General features: G+C 70.9%; 20 protein-coding genes and 1 pseudogene. 1 reads left to right on the top strand and 20 read right to left on the bottom strand.

The genetic code is table 11. The annotated features are described in order from the left end of the window. Positions 1–108: 108 nt before the first annotated feature. The 3 genes from pyrH to rpsB all read right to left on the bottom strand — a co-directional run bounded on the left by pyrH (position 109) and on the right by rpsB (position 2,969). Entirely contained in the window at positions 109–867 is a 759-nt protein-coding gene (gene pyrH, locus ACYQ8Q_RS32330) for a UMP kinase (protein WP_460069940.1), read from the bottom strand. Positions 868–1,059: 192 nt separating this feature from the next. Continuing rightward, complete coding sequence (tsf, locus tag ACYQ8Q_RS32325; RefSeq protein WP_460069937.1) at positions 1,060–1,896, bottom strand: translation elongation factor Ts; 837 nt, start codon at positions 1,894–1,896, stop codon at positions 1,060–1,062. A 167-nt stretch (positions 1,897–2,063) separates the two neighbouring features. After that, on the bottom strand, positions 2,064–2,969 hold the full coding sequence (gene rpsB, locus ACYQ8Q_RS32320; protein WP_460069935.1) for a 30S ribosomal protein S2: 906 nt from the start codon (positions 2,967–2,969) through the stop codon (positions 2,064–2,066). 281 nt (positions 2,970–3,250) lie between these two features. Between rpsB and ACYQ8Q_RS32315 the strand changes: the two are divergent. Further along, a pseudogene (locus ACYQ8Q_RS32315) lies at positions 3,251–3,799 on the top strand (M23 family metallopeptidase); the annotation flags it as partial. Here ACYQ8Q_RS32315 and ACYQ8Q_RS32310 read toward each other — a convergent pair. The 17 genes from ACYQ8Q_RS32310 to ACYQ8Q_RS32230 form a co-directional block, all read right to left on the bottom strand. Beyond that, the gene (locus ACYQ8Q_RS32310) at positions 3,793–4,350 is read right to left on the bottom strand and encodes a TetR/AcrR family transcriptional regulator (protein ID WP_460073579.1); all 558 of its coding nucleotides are present in this window, start codon (positions 4,348–4,350) and stop codon (positions 3,793–3,795) included. The pseudogene ACYQ8Q_RS32315 and the gene ACYQ8Q_RS32310 overlap by 7 nt on opposite strands. 94 nt (positions 4,351–4,444) lie before the next feature. Then, positions 4,445–5,287, bottom strand: a complete 843-nt coding sequence (gene whiG / locus ACYQ8Q_RS32305) for an RNA polymerase sigma factor WhiG (protein WP_460069933.1) — start codon at positions 5,285–5,287, stop codon at positions 4,445–4,447. A 284-nt stretch (positions 5,288–5,571) separates the two neighbouring features. After that, positions 5,572–6,732 carry a DNA-processing protein DprA gene (gene dprA / locus ACYQ8Q_RS32300; protein ID WP_460069932.1) on the bottom strand — a complete coding sequence of 387 codons (1,161 nt, stop codon included), beginning with the start codon at positions 6,730–6,732 and terminating at the stop codon, positions 5,572–5,574. Next, positions 6,729–8,354, bottom strand: coding sequence for a YifB family Mg chelatase-like AAA ATPase (locus ACYQ8Q_RS32295; protein ID WP_460069931.1), 1,626 nt, complete (start codon positions 8,352–8,354; stop codon positions 6,729–6,731). The genes dprA and ACYQ8Q_RS32295 overlap by 4 nt, the downstream gene beginning before the upstream one ends. Before the next feature lies 1 nt (position 8,355). Then, positions 8,356–8,748, bottom strand: a complete 393-nt coding sequence (locus ACYQ8Q_RS32290; RefSeq protein WP_460069929.1) for a YraN family protein — start codon at positions 8,746–8,748, stop codon at positions 8,356–8,358. A gap of 76 nt (positions 8,749–8,824) precedes the next feature. After that, a complete protein-coding gene (locus ACYQ8Q_RS32285; RefSeq protein WP_005311352.1) occupies positions 8,825–9,133 on the bottom strand; it encodes a DUF2469 domain-containing protein in 309 nt (102 codons plus the stop codon). Between the two features lie 56 nt (positions 9,134–9,189). Then, positions 9,190–9,714: an NUDIX hydrolase gene (locus ACYQ8Q_RS32280; RefSeq protein ID WP_460069926.1), complete on the bottom strand. Its 525-nt coding sequence runs from the start codon at positions 9,712–9,714 to the stop codon at positions 9,190–9,192. Further along, positions 9,704–10,486: a signal peptidase I gene (gene lepB, locus ACYQ8Q_RS32275; protein ID WP_460069925.1), complete on the bottom strand. Its 783-nt coding sequence runs from the start codon at positions 10,484–10,486 to the stop codon at positions 9,704–9,706. Before lepB (ACYQ8Q_RS32275) ends, ACYQ8Q_RS32280 begins: the two co-directional genes overlap by 11 nt. A gap of 101 nt (positions 10,487–10,587) precedes the next feature. Beyond that, positions 10,588–11,565 carry a signal peptidase I gene (lepB, locus tag ACYQ8Q_RS32270; protein ID WP_460069923.1) on the bottom strand — a complete coding sequence of 326 codons (978 nt, stop codon included), beginning with the start codon at positions 11,563–11,565 and terminating at the stop codon, positions 10,588–10,590. Continuing rightward, positions 11,453–12,550: a signal peptidase I gene (gene lepB / locus ACYQ8Q_RS32265; RefSeq protein WP_460069921.1), complete on the bottom strand. Its 1,098-nt coding sequence runs from the start codon at positions 12,548–12,550 to the stop codon at positions 11,453–11,455. The genes lepB (ACYQ8Q_RS32270) and lepB (ACYQ8Q_RS32265) overlap by 113 nt, the downstream gene beginning before the upstream one ends. After that, the gene (lepB, locus tag ACYQ8Q_RS32260; RefSeq protein ID WP_460069919.1) at positions 12,543–13,274 is read right to left on the bottom strand and encodes a signal peptidase I; all 732 of its coding nucleotides are present in this window, start codon (positions 13,272–13,274) and stop codon (positions 12,543–12,545) included. Before lepB (ACYQ8Q_RS32260) ends, lepB (ACYQ8Q_RS32265) begins: the two co-directional genes overlap by 8 nt. Positions 13,275–13,353: 79 nt before the next feature. Further along, complete coding sequence (rplS, locus tag ACYQ8Q_RS32255) at positions 13,354–13,704, bottom strand: 50S ribosomal protein L19 (protein WP_020128707.1); 351 nt, start codon at positions 13,702–13,704, stop codon at positions 13,354–13,356. A gap of 133 nt (positions 13,705–13,837) precedes the next feature. Continuing rightward, positions 13,838–14,671, bottom strand: a complete 834-nt coding sequence (trmD, locus tag ACYQ8Q_RS32250; protein ID WP_460069917.1) for a tRNA (guanosine(37)-N1)-methyltransferase TrmD — start codon at positions 14,669–14,671, stop codon at positions 13,838–13,840. Continuing rightward, entirely contained in the window at positions 14,671–15,213 is a 543-nt protein-coding gene (gene rimM, locus ACYQ8Q_RS32245) for a ribosome maturation factor RimM (protein ID WP_460069914.1), read from the bottom strand. Before rimM ends, trmD begins: the two co-directional genes overlap by 1 nt. Positions 15,214–15,294: 81 nt before the next feature. Next, positions 15,295–15,534 carry an RNA-binding protein gene (locus ACYQ8Q_RS32240; protein ID WP_003973401.1) on the bottom strand — a complete coding sequence of 80 codons (240 nt, stop codon included), beginning with the start codon at positions 15,532–15,534 and terminating at the stop codon, positions 15,295–15,297. A 2-nt stretch (positions 15,535–15,536) separates the two neighbouring features. After that, the gene (gene rpsP / locus ACYQ8Q_RS32235; RefSeq protein WP_460069911.1) at positions 15,537–15,956 is read right to left on the bottom strand and encodes a 30S ribosomal protein S16; all 420 of its coding nucleotides are present in this window, start codon (positions 15,954–15,956) and stop codon (positions 15,537–15,539) included. 298 nt (positions 15,957–16,254) lie between these two features. After that, positions 16,255–16,854, bottom strand: coding sequence for a hypothetical protein (locus ACYQ8Q_RS32230; protein WP_067257435.1), 600 nt, complete (start codon positions 16,852–16,854; stop codon positions 16,255–16,257). Positions 16,855–16,864 lie beyond the last annotated feature (10 nt).

Raw genomic sequence — 16,864 nt, 5'->3', positions numbered from 1 at the left:
GTCGCGTCTTCTTCCTGCACGGTTACCGTCCGGCAGGACATTGTCCATCCTCCGACCGGGGTCCGTCCCCCGGTCAGGTGTTGTCGTACGAACCCGGGGATTTCCCGGTCAGCCCCGGCTGCCCTGCTCACCCACCAGCGTGCCGATCTTCTCACCCTTGACGGCGCGGGCGATATTGCCCTCCGCCAGAAGCTCGAAGACGAGGATGGGGAGCTTGTTGTCGCGGCACAGCGTGATGGCGGTGGCGTCGGCGACCTTGAGGTCGCGCGTGATGACCTCGCCGTAGCCGAGGGCGTCGAACTTGACGGCCGCGGGGTTGGTCTTGGGGTCGGAGTCGTAGACGCCGTCCACCCCGTTCTTGCCCATGAGCAGCGCCTGGGCGTCGATCTCCAGGGCGCGCTGGGCGGCGGTGGTGTCGGTGGAGAAGTACGGCATGCCCATACCGGCGCCGAAGATGACCACGCGGCCCTTCTCCAGGTGGCGCACGGCCCGCAGCGGGATGTACGGCTCGGCCACCTGCCCCATGGTGATGGCGGTCTGTACGCGGCTGTCGATGCCCTCCTTCTCCAGGAAGTCCTGGAGGGCGAGGCAGTTCATGACCGTGCCGAGCATGCCCATGTAGTCCGAGCGGGCCCGGTCCATGCCGCGCTGCTGGAGCTCGGCGCCGCGGAAGAAGTTGCCGCCGCCGATGACGACGGCGATCTCGGCGCCGTCGCGCACCACGGCCGCGATCTCACGGGCGATCTTGTGCACCACGTCGGGGTCCACGCCCAGGCCCCCACCGCCGGAGAATGCCTCACCGGACAGCTTCAGCAGAAACCGGCCGTGTACCGTGCCGTCGTCGTTCTTCTGGGCCTTGGTGGTCATGGGAGATCCCGCCTCTTTCACGTGGTGCACATACGAAGAAGGCCATTGCCGGTGGGGTGTCGTTCGCAACCCGTGCGCGGCAATGGCCTCCTTCTCAGATCTGCTGTCGTCCGTCACGCACGCGCGCGTGACGGCGTACCGGGACGATTGCCTACGACCCTATAGGGAGCAGGCGTCCGTCGCGGTACGGACTCAGATGCCGACCTTGATGCGCGAGAAGCGCTTCAGGGTGACACCGGCCTCGTCCAGGACCTTCTGGACGGACTTCTTGTTGTCGAGCGCGTACGGCTGACCGAGCAGCGTCGCGTCCTTGAAGAAGCCGTTGAGACGACCTTCGACGATCTTGGCGATCGCGGCCTCGGGCTTGCCCTCGGCGCGGGTGGTCTCCTCGGCGATGCGGCGCTCGGACTCGACGACCTCGGCCGGCACGTCCTCCTTGGCCAGGTACTTCGGCGCGAAGGCGGCGATGTGCTGGGCGACGCCGCGGGCGACCTCGGCGTTCGGCTTGTCCAGCTCGACGAGGACACCGATCTGCGGGGGCAGGTCGGGCATCGTGCGGTGCAGGTACGCGGTGACGAAACCGTCGTTGAACTGCGCGAAGCGGTCCAGGACGATCTTCTCGCCGAGGTTGGCGTTGGCCTCGTCCACGTACGCCTGGACGGTCTTGCCGGCCTCGATCTCGGAGGCGAGGAGCGCGGCGAGGTCGGCCGGGGAGGTCGCGGCGACGTGCTCGGCGATGGCCTTGGCGACGCTCTGGAACTTCTCGCCCTTGGCGACGAAGTCCGTCTCGCACTTCAGCTCGACCAGGACGCCGGAGGCGTTGTCGTCGGCGATGATCGCGACGACGGCGCCGTTCTCGGCGGAGCGGCCCTCGCGCTTGGCGACGCCCTTCTGGCCCTTGATACGGAGCGCCTCGACGGCCTTCTCGACGTTGCCCTCGGCCTCGTCCAGCGCCTTCTTGCAGTCCATCATGCCGGCGCCGGTGAGCTCACGGAGCTTCTTGACGTCGGCGGCGGTGTAGTTCGCCATGAGTCTGTGAATCTTTCTCGAAGTCTGGAAGATCGACGATCTCGAAGATCTGCACGGTCTGGGAGCTCCAGTGGGCGGTAGCTCTCCGACTCTGTGCCGACCTACGGGTGAACGGCGGGGGCGGACTTGATGTCGCCGCCCCCGCCGTCAACCGTGACGCTGGACGGTCAGGCCTGCTCGGCGTCCGCGGCCGGAGCCTCGGCGGGGGCCTCAGCGGCCTCAGCGGCCTCGGCGGCCGGAGCTTCGGCAGCGGGGGCCTCAGCAGCGGGGGCCTCGGCGGCCGGAGCCTCGTCGGCCTTCTTCTCGCCCTCGAGCAGGTCGCGCTCCCACTCGGCCAGCGGCTCGCCCGCGGCCTTCTCGCCCTTGTCGCCGGTGGCGACGCCGGAGCGGGCGATGAGGCCCTCGGCGACGGCGTCGGCGATCACGCGGGTGAGCAGGGTGACGGAGCGGATCGCGTCGTCGTTGCCCGGGATCTTGTAGTCGACCTCGTCGGGGTCGCAGTTCGTGTCGAGGATGGCGACGACCGGGATGTTCAGCTTCCGGGCCTCGCCGACCGCGATGTGCTCCTTCTTGGTGTCCACGATCCAGACGGCGCTGGGAACCTTGGACATCTCACGGATACCACCGAGGGTCTTCTCCAGCTTGGCCTTCTCGCGCGAGAGCACGAGAAGCTCCTTCTTGGTCAGACCGGACGCGGCGACGTCCTCGAAGTCGATCTGCTCGAGCTCCTTGAGGCGCTGCAGACGCTTGTAGACGGTCGAGAAGTTGGTGAGCATGCCGCCCAGCCAGCGCTGGTTGACGTAGGGCATGCCGACGCGGGTGGCCTGCTCGGCGATGGCCTCCTGCGCCTGCTTCTTCGTGCCGACGAACATGACCGTGCCGCCGTGGGCGACGGTCTCCTTGACGAACTCGAAGGCGCGGTCGATGTACGACAGCGACTGGAGCAGGTCGATGATGTAGATGCCGTTGCGCTCGGTGAAGATGAAGCGCTTCATCTTCGGGTTCCAGCGACGGGTCTGGTGACCGAAGTGGACGCCGCTCTCCAGCAGCTCCCGCATCGTGACGACGGCCATGGCCGTTCTCCTTGGGTTTCTCGGTTGTGCCGCAGGGGCCGGACGGCTCCCGCGCCTGACGCCCGCGGTGCGCCGAGCCACGAAGGACCGAGGGGCGCGGATACCGGAGGACCGACCTGGGCCGGGCTCCCGATACCGGGGCGTGCGAAGTCGACCCGGTGACCCGGATCGCCAGAAGAAGTGTACGGGACCGACGGGGCACCGGGTGACGCCGCTCTCCACAACCGGCGGTTTGTCCACAGCCCCGCCCGTGATCGGCGCGGTCGCGGGACCGTTCCGTCATGAACGCGCTGCGCCGCACCTGTCTGCTGCTGCTCCTGCTGATCACCGTGACGTCGATGCCGGCCCGGGCGGATGCCCCGCCCGGGCCACCGGACCGACCGCCACCGCCCCCGGCGATCGCCCGGAACTGGCCGGTGGGCACCCGCCCGCCGGTGCTCCGCGCCTGGGAGCCACCGCCGACGCCCTACGCCCGCGGCCATCGCGGAGTCGACCTCGCGGCCGCCCCCGGCGCACCGGTCCGCGCGGTGGCGGCGGGCCGGGTGGCGTACGCGGGCCGGGTGGCGGGACGGGGTGTGGTGTCCGTGGAGCTGACGGGCACGGACCTCAGAACGACCTACGAGCCGGTACGGCCGCTGGTGCGCAAGGGCGCCGAGGTCGCCCCGGGCGAGGTGATCGCCGAGCTGGAACCCACGGGGTCCCCCTGCGCGTCGGCCTGTCTGCACTGGGGACTGAGGCGAGGCAGGACCTACCTGAACCCGCTGGACCTGCTGCCGGCCCGGCTTCTGCGGAGGGGCCCGTCACGGCTGCTCCCGCTCGCGGCTCAGCCGCAGACGCCCCGCAGGACCATCCGCACCGCGGCCCCGGTGATCGCCTCCGGCTCCTCGGCGGCCCCCAGCTCGATCCTGCGCACGGCCGAGTCCACGACGCCCTGCACCAGCATCGCCGCCAGCCGGGGCTCCGCGTGTCCCATCTCCGCCAGCGCCTCCACGATCATCGCCACCAGCCCGCCGTGGGCGGCCCGGATCTTCTCCCGGGCGCCGGCGTCCAGTTCACTGGCCGAGATCGCCACCACGGCCCGGTGCCGCCGGTCCCCGACCAGCGCCAGCTGGCTCCGCACATACGCCTCGACCTGGGCCCGGGGCCCGTCGGCGGCGGCCATCGCCGCCTCGACCTCCGCCGCCCACACGGGGAAGTCGACCTCGCACAGCTCCTCGACCACGGCCGCCCGTGAGCGGAAGTACTCGTAGACGGAGGAGCGCGCGAGTCCCGTCCGCTCGGCGAGGGCGGGGAAGGTCAGCGCCTCCGTCCCGCCCTCGGACAGCAGGGAGCGTGCCGCGTCCAGCAGGGCGGCACGCTGCATCGACCGGTGCTCGGCCACGGAGGCCGCTCGAATCCTTGGCACGCCGACCACTTTACGGACGCTCCCCGCCGTACGGGAGTGACTGCGCCCGCTCCGCCGCTGCCGGACCCGGTCAGCGACCGAAGCTCGCCAGTTTCGCGCGCAGCTGGAGCACCGACTTGGTGTGGATCTGGCTGACCCGGCTCTCGGTCACCCCGAGCACGTTCCCGATCTCCGCGAGGGTGAGGCCCTCGTAGTAGTAGAGCGTGACGACGGTCTTCTCCCGGTCGGGCAGGGTGTTGATCGCCCGGGCCAGGAACCGTCGCAGCTCGCGGTCCTCGGCCACCTCCACGGGGTTGTCCGCGGCGGTGTCCTCCAGGGTGTCCATGAAGCTGAGCCCGTCGCCGCCCTCGTCGCCGACGTGCAGCAGTTCCTCCAGGGCGACCACGTTGGCGAGCGAGAGCTGGCTGAAGACCGCGTGGAGCTCGTCGACGCCGACGCCCATCTCGGCGGCCACCTCGCCCTCCGTCGGGGTCCGCCGCAGCCGCGCCTCCAGCGTCGCGTACGCCCGCTCGACGTTGCGCGCCTTCTGGCGCACCGACCGGGGGATCCAGTCGAGCGCCCGCAGTTCGTCGATCATGGCTCCCCGGATACGGGTGATCGCGTACGTCTCGAACTTGATCTCACGGTCGAGGTCGAACTTCTCGATCGCGTCGATCAGCCCGAAGATCCCCGAGGAGACGAAGTCGGCCTGTTCCACATTGGGCGGCAGACCGACGCTCACCCGGCCGGCCACGTACTTCACGAGCGGCGAGTAGTGCAGGATCAGCTGCTCCCGCAGCCGCTCGTCCCCCGTCGCCTTGTACGACCGCCACAGCTCGTCGAGTGTCGAGGGAGCGGGCGGCCGCACGCCGCCACCGTCGCGGGCGGCTGGGGGGACCGCCGCCCGGTCGGACCCGGAGGTGTGCTGGGGCATTCGTCGCCTTGTGCCGTTCTGCCGTGAAGTACGTGGAGTCGGGGGTACCTGGGTGTCCTGCTGGTCTGAAGTCGCTCTGCTGCCGTTCTGTACCGGAATCCTCGTGAGCGTAGCGTGACTGGGGTGTCGCGGTGCGCGAAGAGCGTGTCCGCCCTGGTGCGCAGATACGTTCCGCCGACCGCCCCACCGGGTCGCGGCGGTCGCGCCGGGTGACCGCCGCGGGGTGTCAACTACGGGAAATCCCAAGGTCTTCGGCGTTCCCCCGGACGGCCGAACACGCTCGGTCAGCACGCCCCGGGAGCCCCTCGAACGGAGACGATCGCCTGGCGTGTCAACTTCCAGCCGTCGCCGTGTCGTTCGACGTAACCGAGTGCTCTGAGTTCGTACAGTCTCGCGATCGCGTCGTCCGGGGTGGTCCCGGCGCCGCGGGCGATCTCCTCGGCGCGGGCGGGGCGGTCGGCGGGGAGGGCCGCCAGGATGCGGCGGGCGCCGGGTTCCAGCAGGTCGCGCGGGAGGACCGGGCCGCGCCGGGGCGGGGCGAGTTCGCCCATGTCGCCGACGAGTTCGACGACTTCCGCGGCGTCGGTGACGAGTTCGGCCTCGCCGCGCAGCAGTTCGTGCACTCCGGCGGAGAGTCCGCTGGTGGCGGGCCCGGGGACGCCCATGGTGTGCCGGCCGAGCCGCTGGGCCGCCCGTGCGGTGACGAGGGAACCGCTGCGGTGGGCGGCCTCGACGACCACGGTGCCCCGGGTGAGCGCGGCGATCACCCTGTTGCGCAGGACGAACCTGCTGGGCGTGGGATGGTCCCCCGGCGGGAGCTCCCCCACGACCAGTCCCTGCTCGGCGATCCGGTTGATCAGCTCGGTGTGGCCGCGCGGGTAGGGCCGGTCGACCCCGCAGGCCAGGACGGCGACGGTGGCGCCGCCGGCCCCGAGGGCGCCGCGGTGGGCGGCGCCGTCCACGCCGTACGCCCCGCCGGAGACGACCACCCACCCCCGCTCGGCGAGGCCTGCCGCCAGCGTGGTGGCCATGTGGGCGCCGTACTCGGTGCAGGCGCGGGCGCCGACGACGGCGACCGAGCGCAGGCCCCATATCCGCAGGCTGGGCCGGCCCCGCACCCACAGCCCGAGCGGCCGGGCGTCCCCGAGGTCGTCCAGGGTGCCGGGCCACTCCGTGTCGCCGGGACACAGGAACCGCACCCCGGCGGCCTCGGCCACCGCGAGATCCCGGTCCGGCCGGGCCACCGCGGCCCGCGCCCTGAGCCCCTCCCACCGCCGCTCACTCACCCCAGGGGGCGGCTCCCGGTCCTCCCGCAACCGCCGCGCCACCTCCGCACACCCCCACTCCCGCGCCCACCGCCCCCCGGTCTCGTCCCCGGGCTCGAACACCCGAGAGAGAAAGACCCGGGCGAGCCGGCCGGAGTCCGGCTCGCCGGTGTGGTTCACGTCAGGGCCCCGAGAGCCATGGGCACACCGCGCGGGACCCCGGTCCGCAGTTGCAGGGCGAGGGCGACGTCGGTGGCGTCGGGCCGGTCGTGGCCGACGAGGTCCGCGACGGTCCAGGCGACGCGCAGGACGCGATCGAGCCCGCGGGCGGTGAGCACACCCCGCTCCAGGTTCCGCTCGGCCTCGTCCATCGCACCGGACCGCGCGTGCCAGCGGCTGCGCAGCTCGCGTCCCGGCACCTCGCTGTTGGTCCGCCACGGGGTGTCGACGAGCCGGGCCGCCGCCCTCTCACGCGCGGCTCGGACCCGGTCGGCGACCGTCGCCGTGGACTCGCCACCGGGACCGCGGTGAGCGAGCTCGTGCCGGCCGACGGGGTCCACCTCGACCCGCAGGTCGACCCGGTCGAGGAGCGGTCCGGAGAGCCGGGCCTGGTAGCGGCGGATCGCCGAGGGCGGGCACTCGCACAGGGAGTCGCGCTGCGAGAAGCGGCCGCAGGGGCAGGGGTTGGCGGCGAGCACCATCAGGAACCGCGCCGGGAAGCGCACCACGCCCGCACTGCGGGCGATCACGACATGGCCCGCCTCCAGGGGCTGGCGCAGCGCGTCGAGGGTCTGTGTGCTGAATTCCGGGGCCTCGTCCAGGAAGAGCACGCCGCGATGGGCGAGTGAGACAGCGCCGGGACGGGCGATCCCCGGCCCGCCGCCGACCAGCGACTGCATCGTGGCCGAGTGGTGCGGGGCGCAGTACGGGGCCACGTCGATCAGCGGTTTGCCGGGCGGCAGGAGCCCGGCGATCGAGTGGACCGCCGTGACCTCCAGGGAATCCTCCCTGGTCAGCACGGGCAGGACGGCCGGCAGCCGCTCGGCGAGCATGGTCTTGCCCGCTCCCGGCGGCCCCTCGAGGAAGAGGTGGTGACCGCCGGCCGCGGCGACTTCCACCGCGGTCCGTGCCGAGCGCTGGCCCACCACGTCGGCGAGGTCGTGCCCCAGGTCGTGCTGGGCGGCGCCGAGGCTGTGCATGCCCGTGGCCGCGCCCGTGCCGGGCATACGCAGGCCGGCGAGGAGGGGATCCGGGCGGCCCAGGTCGTCCGGATCCTCCTGCGGCACGGGTTCGTCCGCGAGGACCGCGATCAGCTGGCGCAGGCTGCGCACCCCGAGGACGGAGACGCCCGGCACCAGCGAGGCCTCGGCCGCCGCGCACTCGGGGACGACGACCTGTTCGTAGCCCGCTTCCGCCGCGGCCAGCACGGCGGGCAGGATGCCCCGGACCGGGCGGACCCGGCCGTCCAGCCCGAGCTCCCCGATCATCACGATGTCGGCGAGGACCCGGGGGTCGATCCGTTCCGACGCGCCCAGTACCGCGCAGGCGACGGCCAGGTCGAAGCCGCTTCCGGCCTTCGGCACCGACGCCGGGCTGAGTCCGACGGTGAGTTTCTTCTGCGGCCACTCGGCGCCCGAGTTCACCACCGCCGCCCGTACCCGGTCCCTGCTCTCCGTCAGGCTCTTGTCCGGCAGGCCCACGAGGGTGAACGCCGCCACCCCGGGCTCCAGGTCCGCCTGGACCTCGACGACGACGCCCTCGACACCCACCAGCGCCACCGAACACGTACGCGCGAACCCCATCTCAGGCCACCCCCCGCACATGCTCGACGACGGGGGCTCCGCGGTCCGGGAGCAGGACTCCGACCAGGTCGATGCGGACGCCGCCGGGCGGGGCGCCGCCATGGGTCTGGATCCAGCGCTCCGCGAGGTCCCTCAGCCGCCGGGCCTTGCGCGGGGTCACCGCGGCCATCGGGTGCTCGTAGGAGCCGCTCTTGCGGGTCTTCACCTCGCAGACGACGAGGACGTCCCCGTCGTGGGCGACGATGTCGATCTCGCCCGTCCTGCCGCAACGCCAGTTGCGCTCCACGATCGTCATACCGGCCTCGGACAGCCGCCGCGCGGCCACGTCCTCGCCGTACTGGCCCATCGCACGTCGTGCGTTCATACAGGCACCACCTCCGGCGCCCACATTCACGCACCCGAACCACAGAAGTGGATCTTGGTGGATGAGTCGTCTCTTGTGGATAACTCCGTCACCCACAAGGGACACCTCAGCTGCCCGGCAGCTCCAGGTCGCTCTTGTTCAGCTCCTCAATGTTCACGTCCTTGAACGTGAGCACCCGCACCTGCTTCACGAACCGCGCCGGCCGGTACATGTCCCACACCCAGGCGTCGGCCATCGAGACCTCGAAGAACACCTCGCCCTGGACCGAGTGCACCTGCATCTCGTAGTCGTTGGTCAGGTAGAAGCGCCGCTCAGTCTCGATCACGTATTTGAACAGACCGACGACATCGCGGTACTCCCGGTAGAGCTTCAGCTCCATCTCGGTCTCGTACTTCTCGAGGTCCTCGGCGCTCATGGCATGTTCCCCTTCAGCCGTGCGATCCCCCCATTGTGCGCCAGTCCCGCGGGCCCCTAGACGATTTCCGTGTCGAGGGTTACGGGTCTGGCCGGGGGACCTTCGTCTAGCAGCCTGCCCAGCAGTTCGGCGAGTCTGGTCGGATACACCGTCTCATGCGCCCGGCCCAGTTCCTGACACGTCCACCAGCGCGCTCCGGCGACACTGCGCCGCTCCAGCTCGGTCAGGGCCGTGGCCCGGGTCGTCGTCACCGTCGTACGGGCCAGGTAGTACCACTCGTCCTGGTCCCAGCGGCGGCCGGCGAACGGGAAGGAGCAGGTCCGGCGCCACAGCACCGGGCCGAGTTCGACCTCGGTGATGCCGGTCTCCTCCACGAGTTCCCGCAGTGCGGCCTGCTCACGGGTCTCGTCGCCCTCCACCCCGCCGCCGGGTGTGAACCACCAGTCGTCGGAGGGGTCGTCCGGCTCGTGCCCGTGCAGGAGCAGAATGCGGTCCCGGGGGTCGAGGAGCACGACCCGGGCGACCTTGCGCAGCCCGGTCCCGGAGGCGTCCTGCGCCCCCTCCGTCGTCTCAGCGGGCACCGGCCGGCTCCGGCAGGGGGCGCACACGGCGGGCCGAGGCCCGTTTGGCGATCGGGCCGTACGCCGCGCCGCCGAAGATCAGCACGGTCCCGCCGACGATCGTCCACAGGATCATCCGCAGCGGACCGGGCTGGGAGAGGGTGCCGAGCGCCTCGAAGCCCGTGGGGCTCTTGAGCATGCCCTTCCAGGGGAAGACGACGGCGTCCACCCGCGCCCTGACCGCGCTGCGCGCCACCGTGCCCTGGGCCGCGTCCGTGAGGTGGGCGGTGGAGTCCAGGGAGCCCCGCCGCTCGTCGCCGAGCAGGAACAGCCGGCCCTCGGGGACCTTCACGGTCGGGAAGTCCTGGATCTCGGCCAGGCTGCCCTCGGGCAGATACGGTTCCTCGATCTGCTTGCCGTTGACGGTCAGCTTGCCCTCGGTGCAGCAGGCGACGGTGTCACCGCCGACCGCGACCACGCGCTTGACCACGAGCGCGTTGCTGACCCACTCCTTGTCGCTGAACACGACCACGTCCCCGCGGCGCACCTCGTCGCCGTCCACCTTCTGGGCCAGCACACGCGAGCCGGCCTCGATCGTGGGGCTCATGGAGCTGGTGGGCACGGTGTAGGGCCGGTAGACGAGGGCCGCCCAGCCGAAACCGCCCAGGAACAGCGCGAGGCCCAGCGCGACGACCAGGCCGGACAGACGCTGTCCGGTCCGGCTGCCCACCGGGCCACTGCTGGTGCCACCGCCGCTGCGCGGGGCCGTACGTGTCGTGCTCTCGCCGCCCATGGGTCCGCACCCTACCCGGCGGTACCGAACCGGGTCAGCCCTTCCTCCCCAGCCATGGTCACAAGCTTGGGAAAGGGTTTACGGACGGGGCGCCGCGAAGATCAGCCGTTCTCGGACGTCGCGCGGCGGCGGCGCCACAGGACCACCGGGACCGCGCCGACGAGCGCGAGGCCCTCCGGGGCGACCGTCAGGGCCGCGGAGGCCGCCGACTGGTCGCTCAGACCGGACTGGTCGAAGGTGTCCGGCACCGGCAGCGTGCCCCAGCGGGTGATCGGCCAGGCCTTGACGATGGCACGGCCGACGACCTGGTCGACGGGCACCATGCCGTGGTTCTTGTCCGACTGGTTGTAGCGGGAGTCCCGCGAGTTCTGCCGGTGGTCGCCCATGACCCAGACGGAGCCCTTGGGGACCTTCACCGTGAACTGGCCACCCTGGTCGTCCTGGCTGCACGGGGTGTTCCCCGGGTAGACGTACGGCTCGTCCAGGGCCTTGCCGTTGACCTTCAGCGGGCCCGTGCCCTTGCAGGAGACGGTGTCGCCGCCGACGCCGATGACCCGCTTGATCAGGTCCTTCTCCTCCGCGGAGGGCATCAGGCCGATCCAGCTGAGGAAGGTCTGCACGGCGTTCGGCTCGGTCGTCGCCTCGCCGGCCAGCCAGTTGTCCGGGTCGTGGAAGACCACGACCTCGCCGCGCTCGGGCTCGGAGCCGAACCACGGGGTCAGCTTGTCGACGAGCACCCGGTCGCCGATCCTCAGGGTGTTCTCCATCGACGCGGACGGGATCGAGAACGCCTGCACGAGGAAGGTCTTGATGATCAGCGCGAGGACCAGCGCGATCAGGATCAGGATCGGCAGCTCCTTCCAGAAGGAGCGCGGCTTCTTCGCGTTCGGGGTCGGGTCGCCCGGACCGTCGCCGCCGCCCCGGGGGGGCTCGTCCGCCGGCGGGCCCTCGCCACCCGCCGCCGGGTCATTCCCGGAGGTCACGGCGCCGTCCCCAGCCGGGTCGGCGGTGTCCACGGGACGTCCGCGGTGTTCCTCGCCTTCGTGCCCGGACCGTGCGCCAACCGCCACATCCCCCACGCCAACTCCTCACTCCGTGCCGCCGCCTGCCCCATGCTCGGCGCAGGCCCACCACTCCCATAACGAGCGGGAGTTCCGCAGGGGTCGGGAGCTGTTGGATCGTTCCGTTCGGATCGTCCTGGGCAACCCTATGCGACAGCCGGTCGGCGGAAGCCGTCGTGGCGGCCGAGCCGGTGACGGAAGAGAAAGTTTGCGGTTCCTTGAGACGGACCCAGTGTCCGAACGGCCAGGCGATCACCATGGCCCGGCCGACCACCTCGTCCTCGGCGACCGTGCCGCCGTAGTCCGTGTTCTGGTGGGAGCGGGAGTCTGCGGAGTTGGCCCGGTGGTCGCCCATCACCCACAGCCGGCCCTGGGGCACGGTGATGTCGAACGCGGCGTCGGAGGGGTTGTTCCCGGGATAGAGGTAGCTTCCCTCTTCCAGGGGAACGCCGTTGACCGTGACTCGCCCTTCCGTGTCACAGCACTTGACGTGGTCGCCGCCCACGCCGACGACGCGCTTGATGAGGTCCTTCTCGTTGTCGGACGGCAGCAGACCGATGAAGGTGAGCCCTTCCTTGACCTGCTTGACGACGACGGGGTCCTCCTTCTTCGTCGTGGTCGTCTCGTCGTTGAGCCAGCCGCCGGGGTCCTTGAACACCACCACGTCCCCGCGCTGCGGCTTGGAGCCGAACCAGGGGGTGAACTTGTCCACCAGGACGCGGTCGCCGATGCGGATCGTCTGCTCCATCGACCCCGAGGGGATGACGAACGCCTGCACCAGGAACGTCTTCAGGACCAGCGCTATCAGCACCGCCACGCCGACCAGCAGCGGCACCTCGCGGACGGCGGACCGCCTGCGCTTGCGCTTGACCTTGCGCTGGAGTTTGCGCCGTTCCGCGCGGGTGCGGCCACCGGACGGGCTGGAGGCGCGCCGGGCGCCGGTGGGCAGGAGCTGGTCCACGGGCGAGGTGGGGATGCCGCGGGGTTTGCCTCGGTTACCCATGGGCACCCGCCGCCGTCCGTGTGCCGTTCGCCCCCTGGGCGCTCGCGGCCGGCACGCGCGCGTAGGCGCTCGGGCGGGACAGCCGGGTGAGATGGCCGTACGGCCAGACGATCCAGTCGGCGCGGCCGACCACCCGGTCCACGGGGATCATGCCGCCGCCCGGTGAGCCCAGGTGGTCGCGGGAGTCGCTGGAGGCGCCGCGGTGGTCGCCGAGGACGAACAGGGTGCCCGCGGGAACCTTGACGTCGAAGTCCACCGTGGACGGGCTGTCGCCTGGATACAGGAACGACGACTCGTCGACCGACCGGCCGTTCACCCGGATCCTCCCCTCCTTGTCGCAGCAGACCACGTGGTCTCCGCCTACCCCCACGACGCGTTTGACGTAGTCGGAGTTCCCGAAGTACTCGGTGCCGTCGAACACGACGACGTCGCCGCGCCGCGGCCCGGCACCGAAACGGTACGCCAACTTATTTACGAGAACGCGGTCGCCGATCCTCAATCCGTTTTCCATGGATCCGCTGGGAATCTGGAATGGTTGGACCACGAAAGCGTTGAGGAGCAGCAAAAACACCAGGCAGATCAGCAGGGTGAGGCTGATGCGGCCACCCGGCAGCCGCTCGGCGATCCGGGCCGTCAACGAGAAACGCGACCGTCCCTCCACGGCCCCCTGAGCGGGGCGGGAGGAGCGGTCGCGCTCCGTCGTCGGCTGAGCTTCGGTGTCCATCGGGGTCAGATGCTAACCGGCCCCTCTGTGGATCACCCGGGTGCGCTCAGTGGATCACCAATGGATCCACTGTGCGGGCTCAGTTGTCGCGCTTCTCCTTGATCTTCGCGGCCTTGCCGCGCAGCTCACGGAGGTAGTACAGCTTGGCGCGACGGACGTCACCGCGGGTGACGAGCTCGATCTTCTCGACGATCGGGGTGTGCACCGGGAAGGTGCGCTCGACGCCGACGGAGAACGAGACCTTGCGGACCGTGAAGGTCTCGCGGACACCGGCGCCCTGGCGGCGGATGACGACGCCCTTGAACTGCTGCACACGAGAGCGGTTGCCCTCGATGACGCGGACGTGGACGTTGACGGTGTCGCCCGGGCGGAAGGCCGGGACGTCGCTGCGCAGCGACGCGGCGTCGACGGAGTCGAGCAGGTGAGACATTTCGTCTGCTTTCTTCGCCGATGCCACAGGTCATCAGCGGGAGCTAGTTTCCAAGAGGTCTGCCGGCGGCGTCAGGGCGGGCGTCGTGTCCCCCTGTGGCAGGGGCGCACACCGGACGGCGCACAACAGCGGTCTATTGTTCCATGGCCTCGGGCCTGCGCCAAAATCGGCCGTACGGCTCACCCTCGGGGTCGGGGGCCCAGCCCAGGATCGAGAGCATCTCGCGGTCCTTCTTGTCGAAGGCCCTCGGCTCGCAGCGCTCGATCAGGTCGGGCCGGTGGGCCGTCGTACGGCGCAGGGCCTCGTCGCGGCGCCAGCGGGCGATCTTCCCGTGATGGCCGCTGAGCAGCACGTCCGGGATCTCCCGGTCGCGCCAGACGGGCGGCTTGGTGTAGACGGGGCCCTCCAGGAGGCCGGCCATGGCGCCGGGGGCGAAGGAGTCGTCGCGGTGGGACTCGGCGTTGCCGAGCACCCCGGGCAGCAGCCGGGCCACGGCCTCGGTGATCACGAGGACGGCCGCCTCGCCGCCGGCGAGGACGTAGTCGCCGATGGAGACCTCGTACACGGGGACGCGGGTGGCGTACTCGTCGACGACCCGCCGGTCGATGCCCTCGTAGCGGGCCGGGGTGAAGACCAGCCAGGGCCGCTCGGAGAGTTCGAGGGCGAGTTCCTGGGTGAAGGGGCGGCCGCTGGGGGTGGGGACGACGATCGCGGGGAGCGTCGAGCCGGTCTCGTAGCCGTCGGCGAGGATCGTGTCGAGGGCTTCGCCCCAGGGCTCGGTCTTCATGACCATGCCGGGCCCGCCGCCGTACGGGGTGTCGTCGACCGTGTTGTGCCGGTCGTGGGTCCACTCCCGCAGGTCGTGCACGCGTACGTCGAGCTGTCCACGCGCGCGTGCCTTGCCGACGAGGGAGACGTTCAGCGGGTCGAGGTACTCGGGGAAGATCGTGACGACGTCGAGGCGCATCAGGACTCGTCCCGGGTGGAGTCGATCACGGCGCGGTCGTCGATGAGTCCCGGCGGCGGGTCGATGACCGCCCGCTGTTCCTTCAGATCGATCTCGGTGACGATCTCCTCGACGAAGGGGATCATCACCTCGCTCCCGTCCGGCCGCTCGACGATGAAGAGGTCCTGGGAGGGGAGGTGCGAGATCTCGGTGATCCGGCCGACCTCCGCGCCGTCCTTGGTGACCACGTCCAGGTCGATCAGCTGGTGGTCGTAGTACTCGTCCTCCTCCTCCGGCAGCTCCTCCGGGTCGACCTCGGCGATCAGGAGGGTGTTGCGCAGGGCCTCGGCGGCGTTGCGGTCGCCGACGCCCTCGAAACGCAGGAGGAGCCGGCCGCTGTGGACCCGGCCGGTCTCGATGGTCAGCGGGCCGGTCGAGGCCGGGTCGGTGGCCAGGACGGCTCCCGGCGCGAGCCTGAGTTCCGGCTCGTCGGTACGGACCTCGACGGTGACCTCGCCCTTGATGCCGTGGGCGCGGCCGACGCGAGCGACTACCAGCTGCACTGTGCTTGTTCTCCCTGTAGTACGACTACGGGCCGGGGACGGCCCATGGCCTTCCCCGGCCCGAGCCGGTGCTGCGATACGTCAGCGGACGTGGTCCACGTCGACGAGGTCGACGCGGACTCCGCGACCGCCGATAGCGCCCACGACGGTGCGCAGAGCGCGTGCGGTGCGGCCGTTGCGGCCGATCACCTTGCCGAGGTCGTCGGGGTGGACCCGGACCTCGAGAACGCGCCCGCGGCGCAGGTTGCGCGAGGCGACCTGCACATCGTCAGGGTTGTCGACGATGCCCTTCACGAGGTGCTCGAGAGCCTCCTCGAGCATGCTCAGGCCTCGGTCGACTCGGACTCAGCGGCGGCCTCGTCCTTCTTCTCGGCCTTCTTCTTCTGGGTGATCGCCTCACCCTTGCCCTCGTCGTCGCCACCCAGGGCCTCGAACGAGGGGCGCGCCTTCTTGGGCGCGGCCACGAGCAGCGGAGCCGGGGCGGGCTCGCCCTTGAACTTCTGCCAGTCGCCGGTCTTCTTCAGGATGGCGAGCACGGGCTCGGTCGGCTGCGCGCCGACACCCAGCCAGTACGCGACGCGGTCCGCGTCGACCTCGATGATCGACGGGTGGTACGTCGGCTGGTACTTGCCGATCTCCTCGATCGCACGGCCGTCACGGCGGGTGCGGGAGTCGGCGACGACGATGCGGTAGTGAGGCGAACGGATCTTGCCCAGACGCTTCAGCTTGATCTTGACTGCCACGGGAGTGGACTCTCCTGGTTTTGACGTGGTTGGGCACGGCGAGAGAGCCGCGTGGGGTTGCGGTACCCGAGTGCCCGATGGACGCGTCAGCCGGAGGAGAGAGGGGTCCTGTGCGGCTGTCGAGTACAGCTAGCCATTGTGCCACACCCGGCGGGTCGCCTCGTGCCGAGGGTGTGCGCGGGCATGCCTCGGCAGCGCCCGGCGCTCGGCGGGGAGCCCTTGGAACCACGGCTCCCCGCACCACGCTGAACCGGCAGCCACGAGATGCCGGTGCATGACCGCCGTACTGGCGTACGGCTTACGCGGCGCCCGCGATCTCGGGGATGCGGAACGGCTTGCCGCAGCCGCCGCACACGATCGGGGCCTGGGCCAGGACCGACGGCACCACCCGGACGTTGCGACCGCAGTCGCAGACGGCCTTGACGCGGACGCCGCCGCCGGAGGAGCCATGGCGGGCGGCGGGACCGCGGAAGGTGCGGGTGGTGCTGTCGGCGGAGGTGGCCGCCGTGTGGGCCTTGAGGGCCCGCTGGAGGCGCTCGATCGTGGGACGGTAGCGGCGCTTGGCCTCGGGGTTGAGCGTGACCAACGAGAAACCGCTGCTCGGGTGCGGTTCCTCGGGGTGGTCCAGGCCCAGCTCCTCGGCGATGGCGAGGAATCTGCGGTTGTGGTAGCGGCCGGCGCGGGAGGTGTCGCGAACGCCGCGGGCGGCGGCGATGCCATGGACTGCCTCATGGAGCAGTCGCTCGAAGGAGAGCTCGTGACCGCAGGCGGACGACGACTCCCCGATCAGGGACTCTGGCGCGGCAAGGTCCGGCAGCTCGGGGTGGTACCGCTGAATGTCGGCCCACGCCTGTGCCAGCTCTGCGGCGAGAACAGGTGGTGTCTGTGTCGTGCTCACGTAATGACAA

The organism is Streptomyces sp. YKOK-I1 (assembly GCF_054660435.1).
This window is presented reverse-complemented; position numbering and strand designations above follow the sequence as displayed.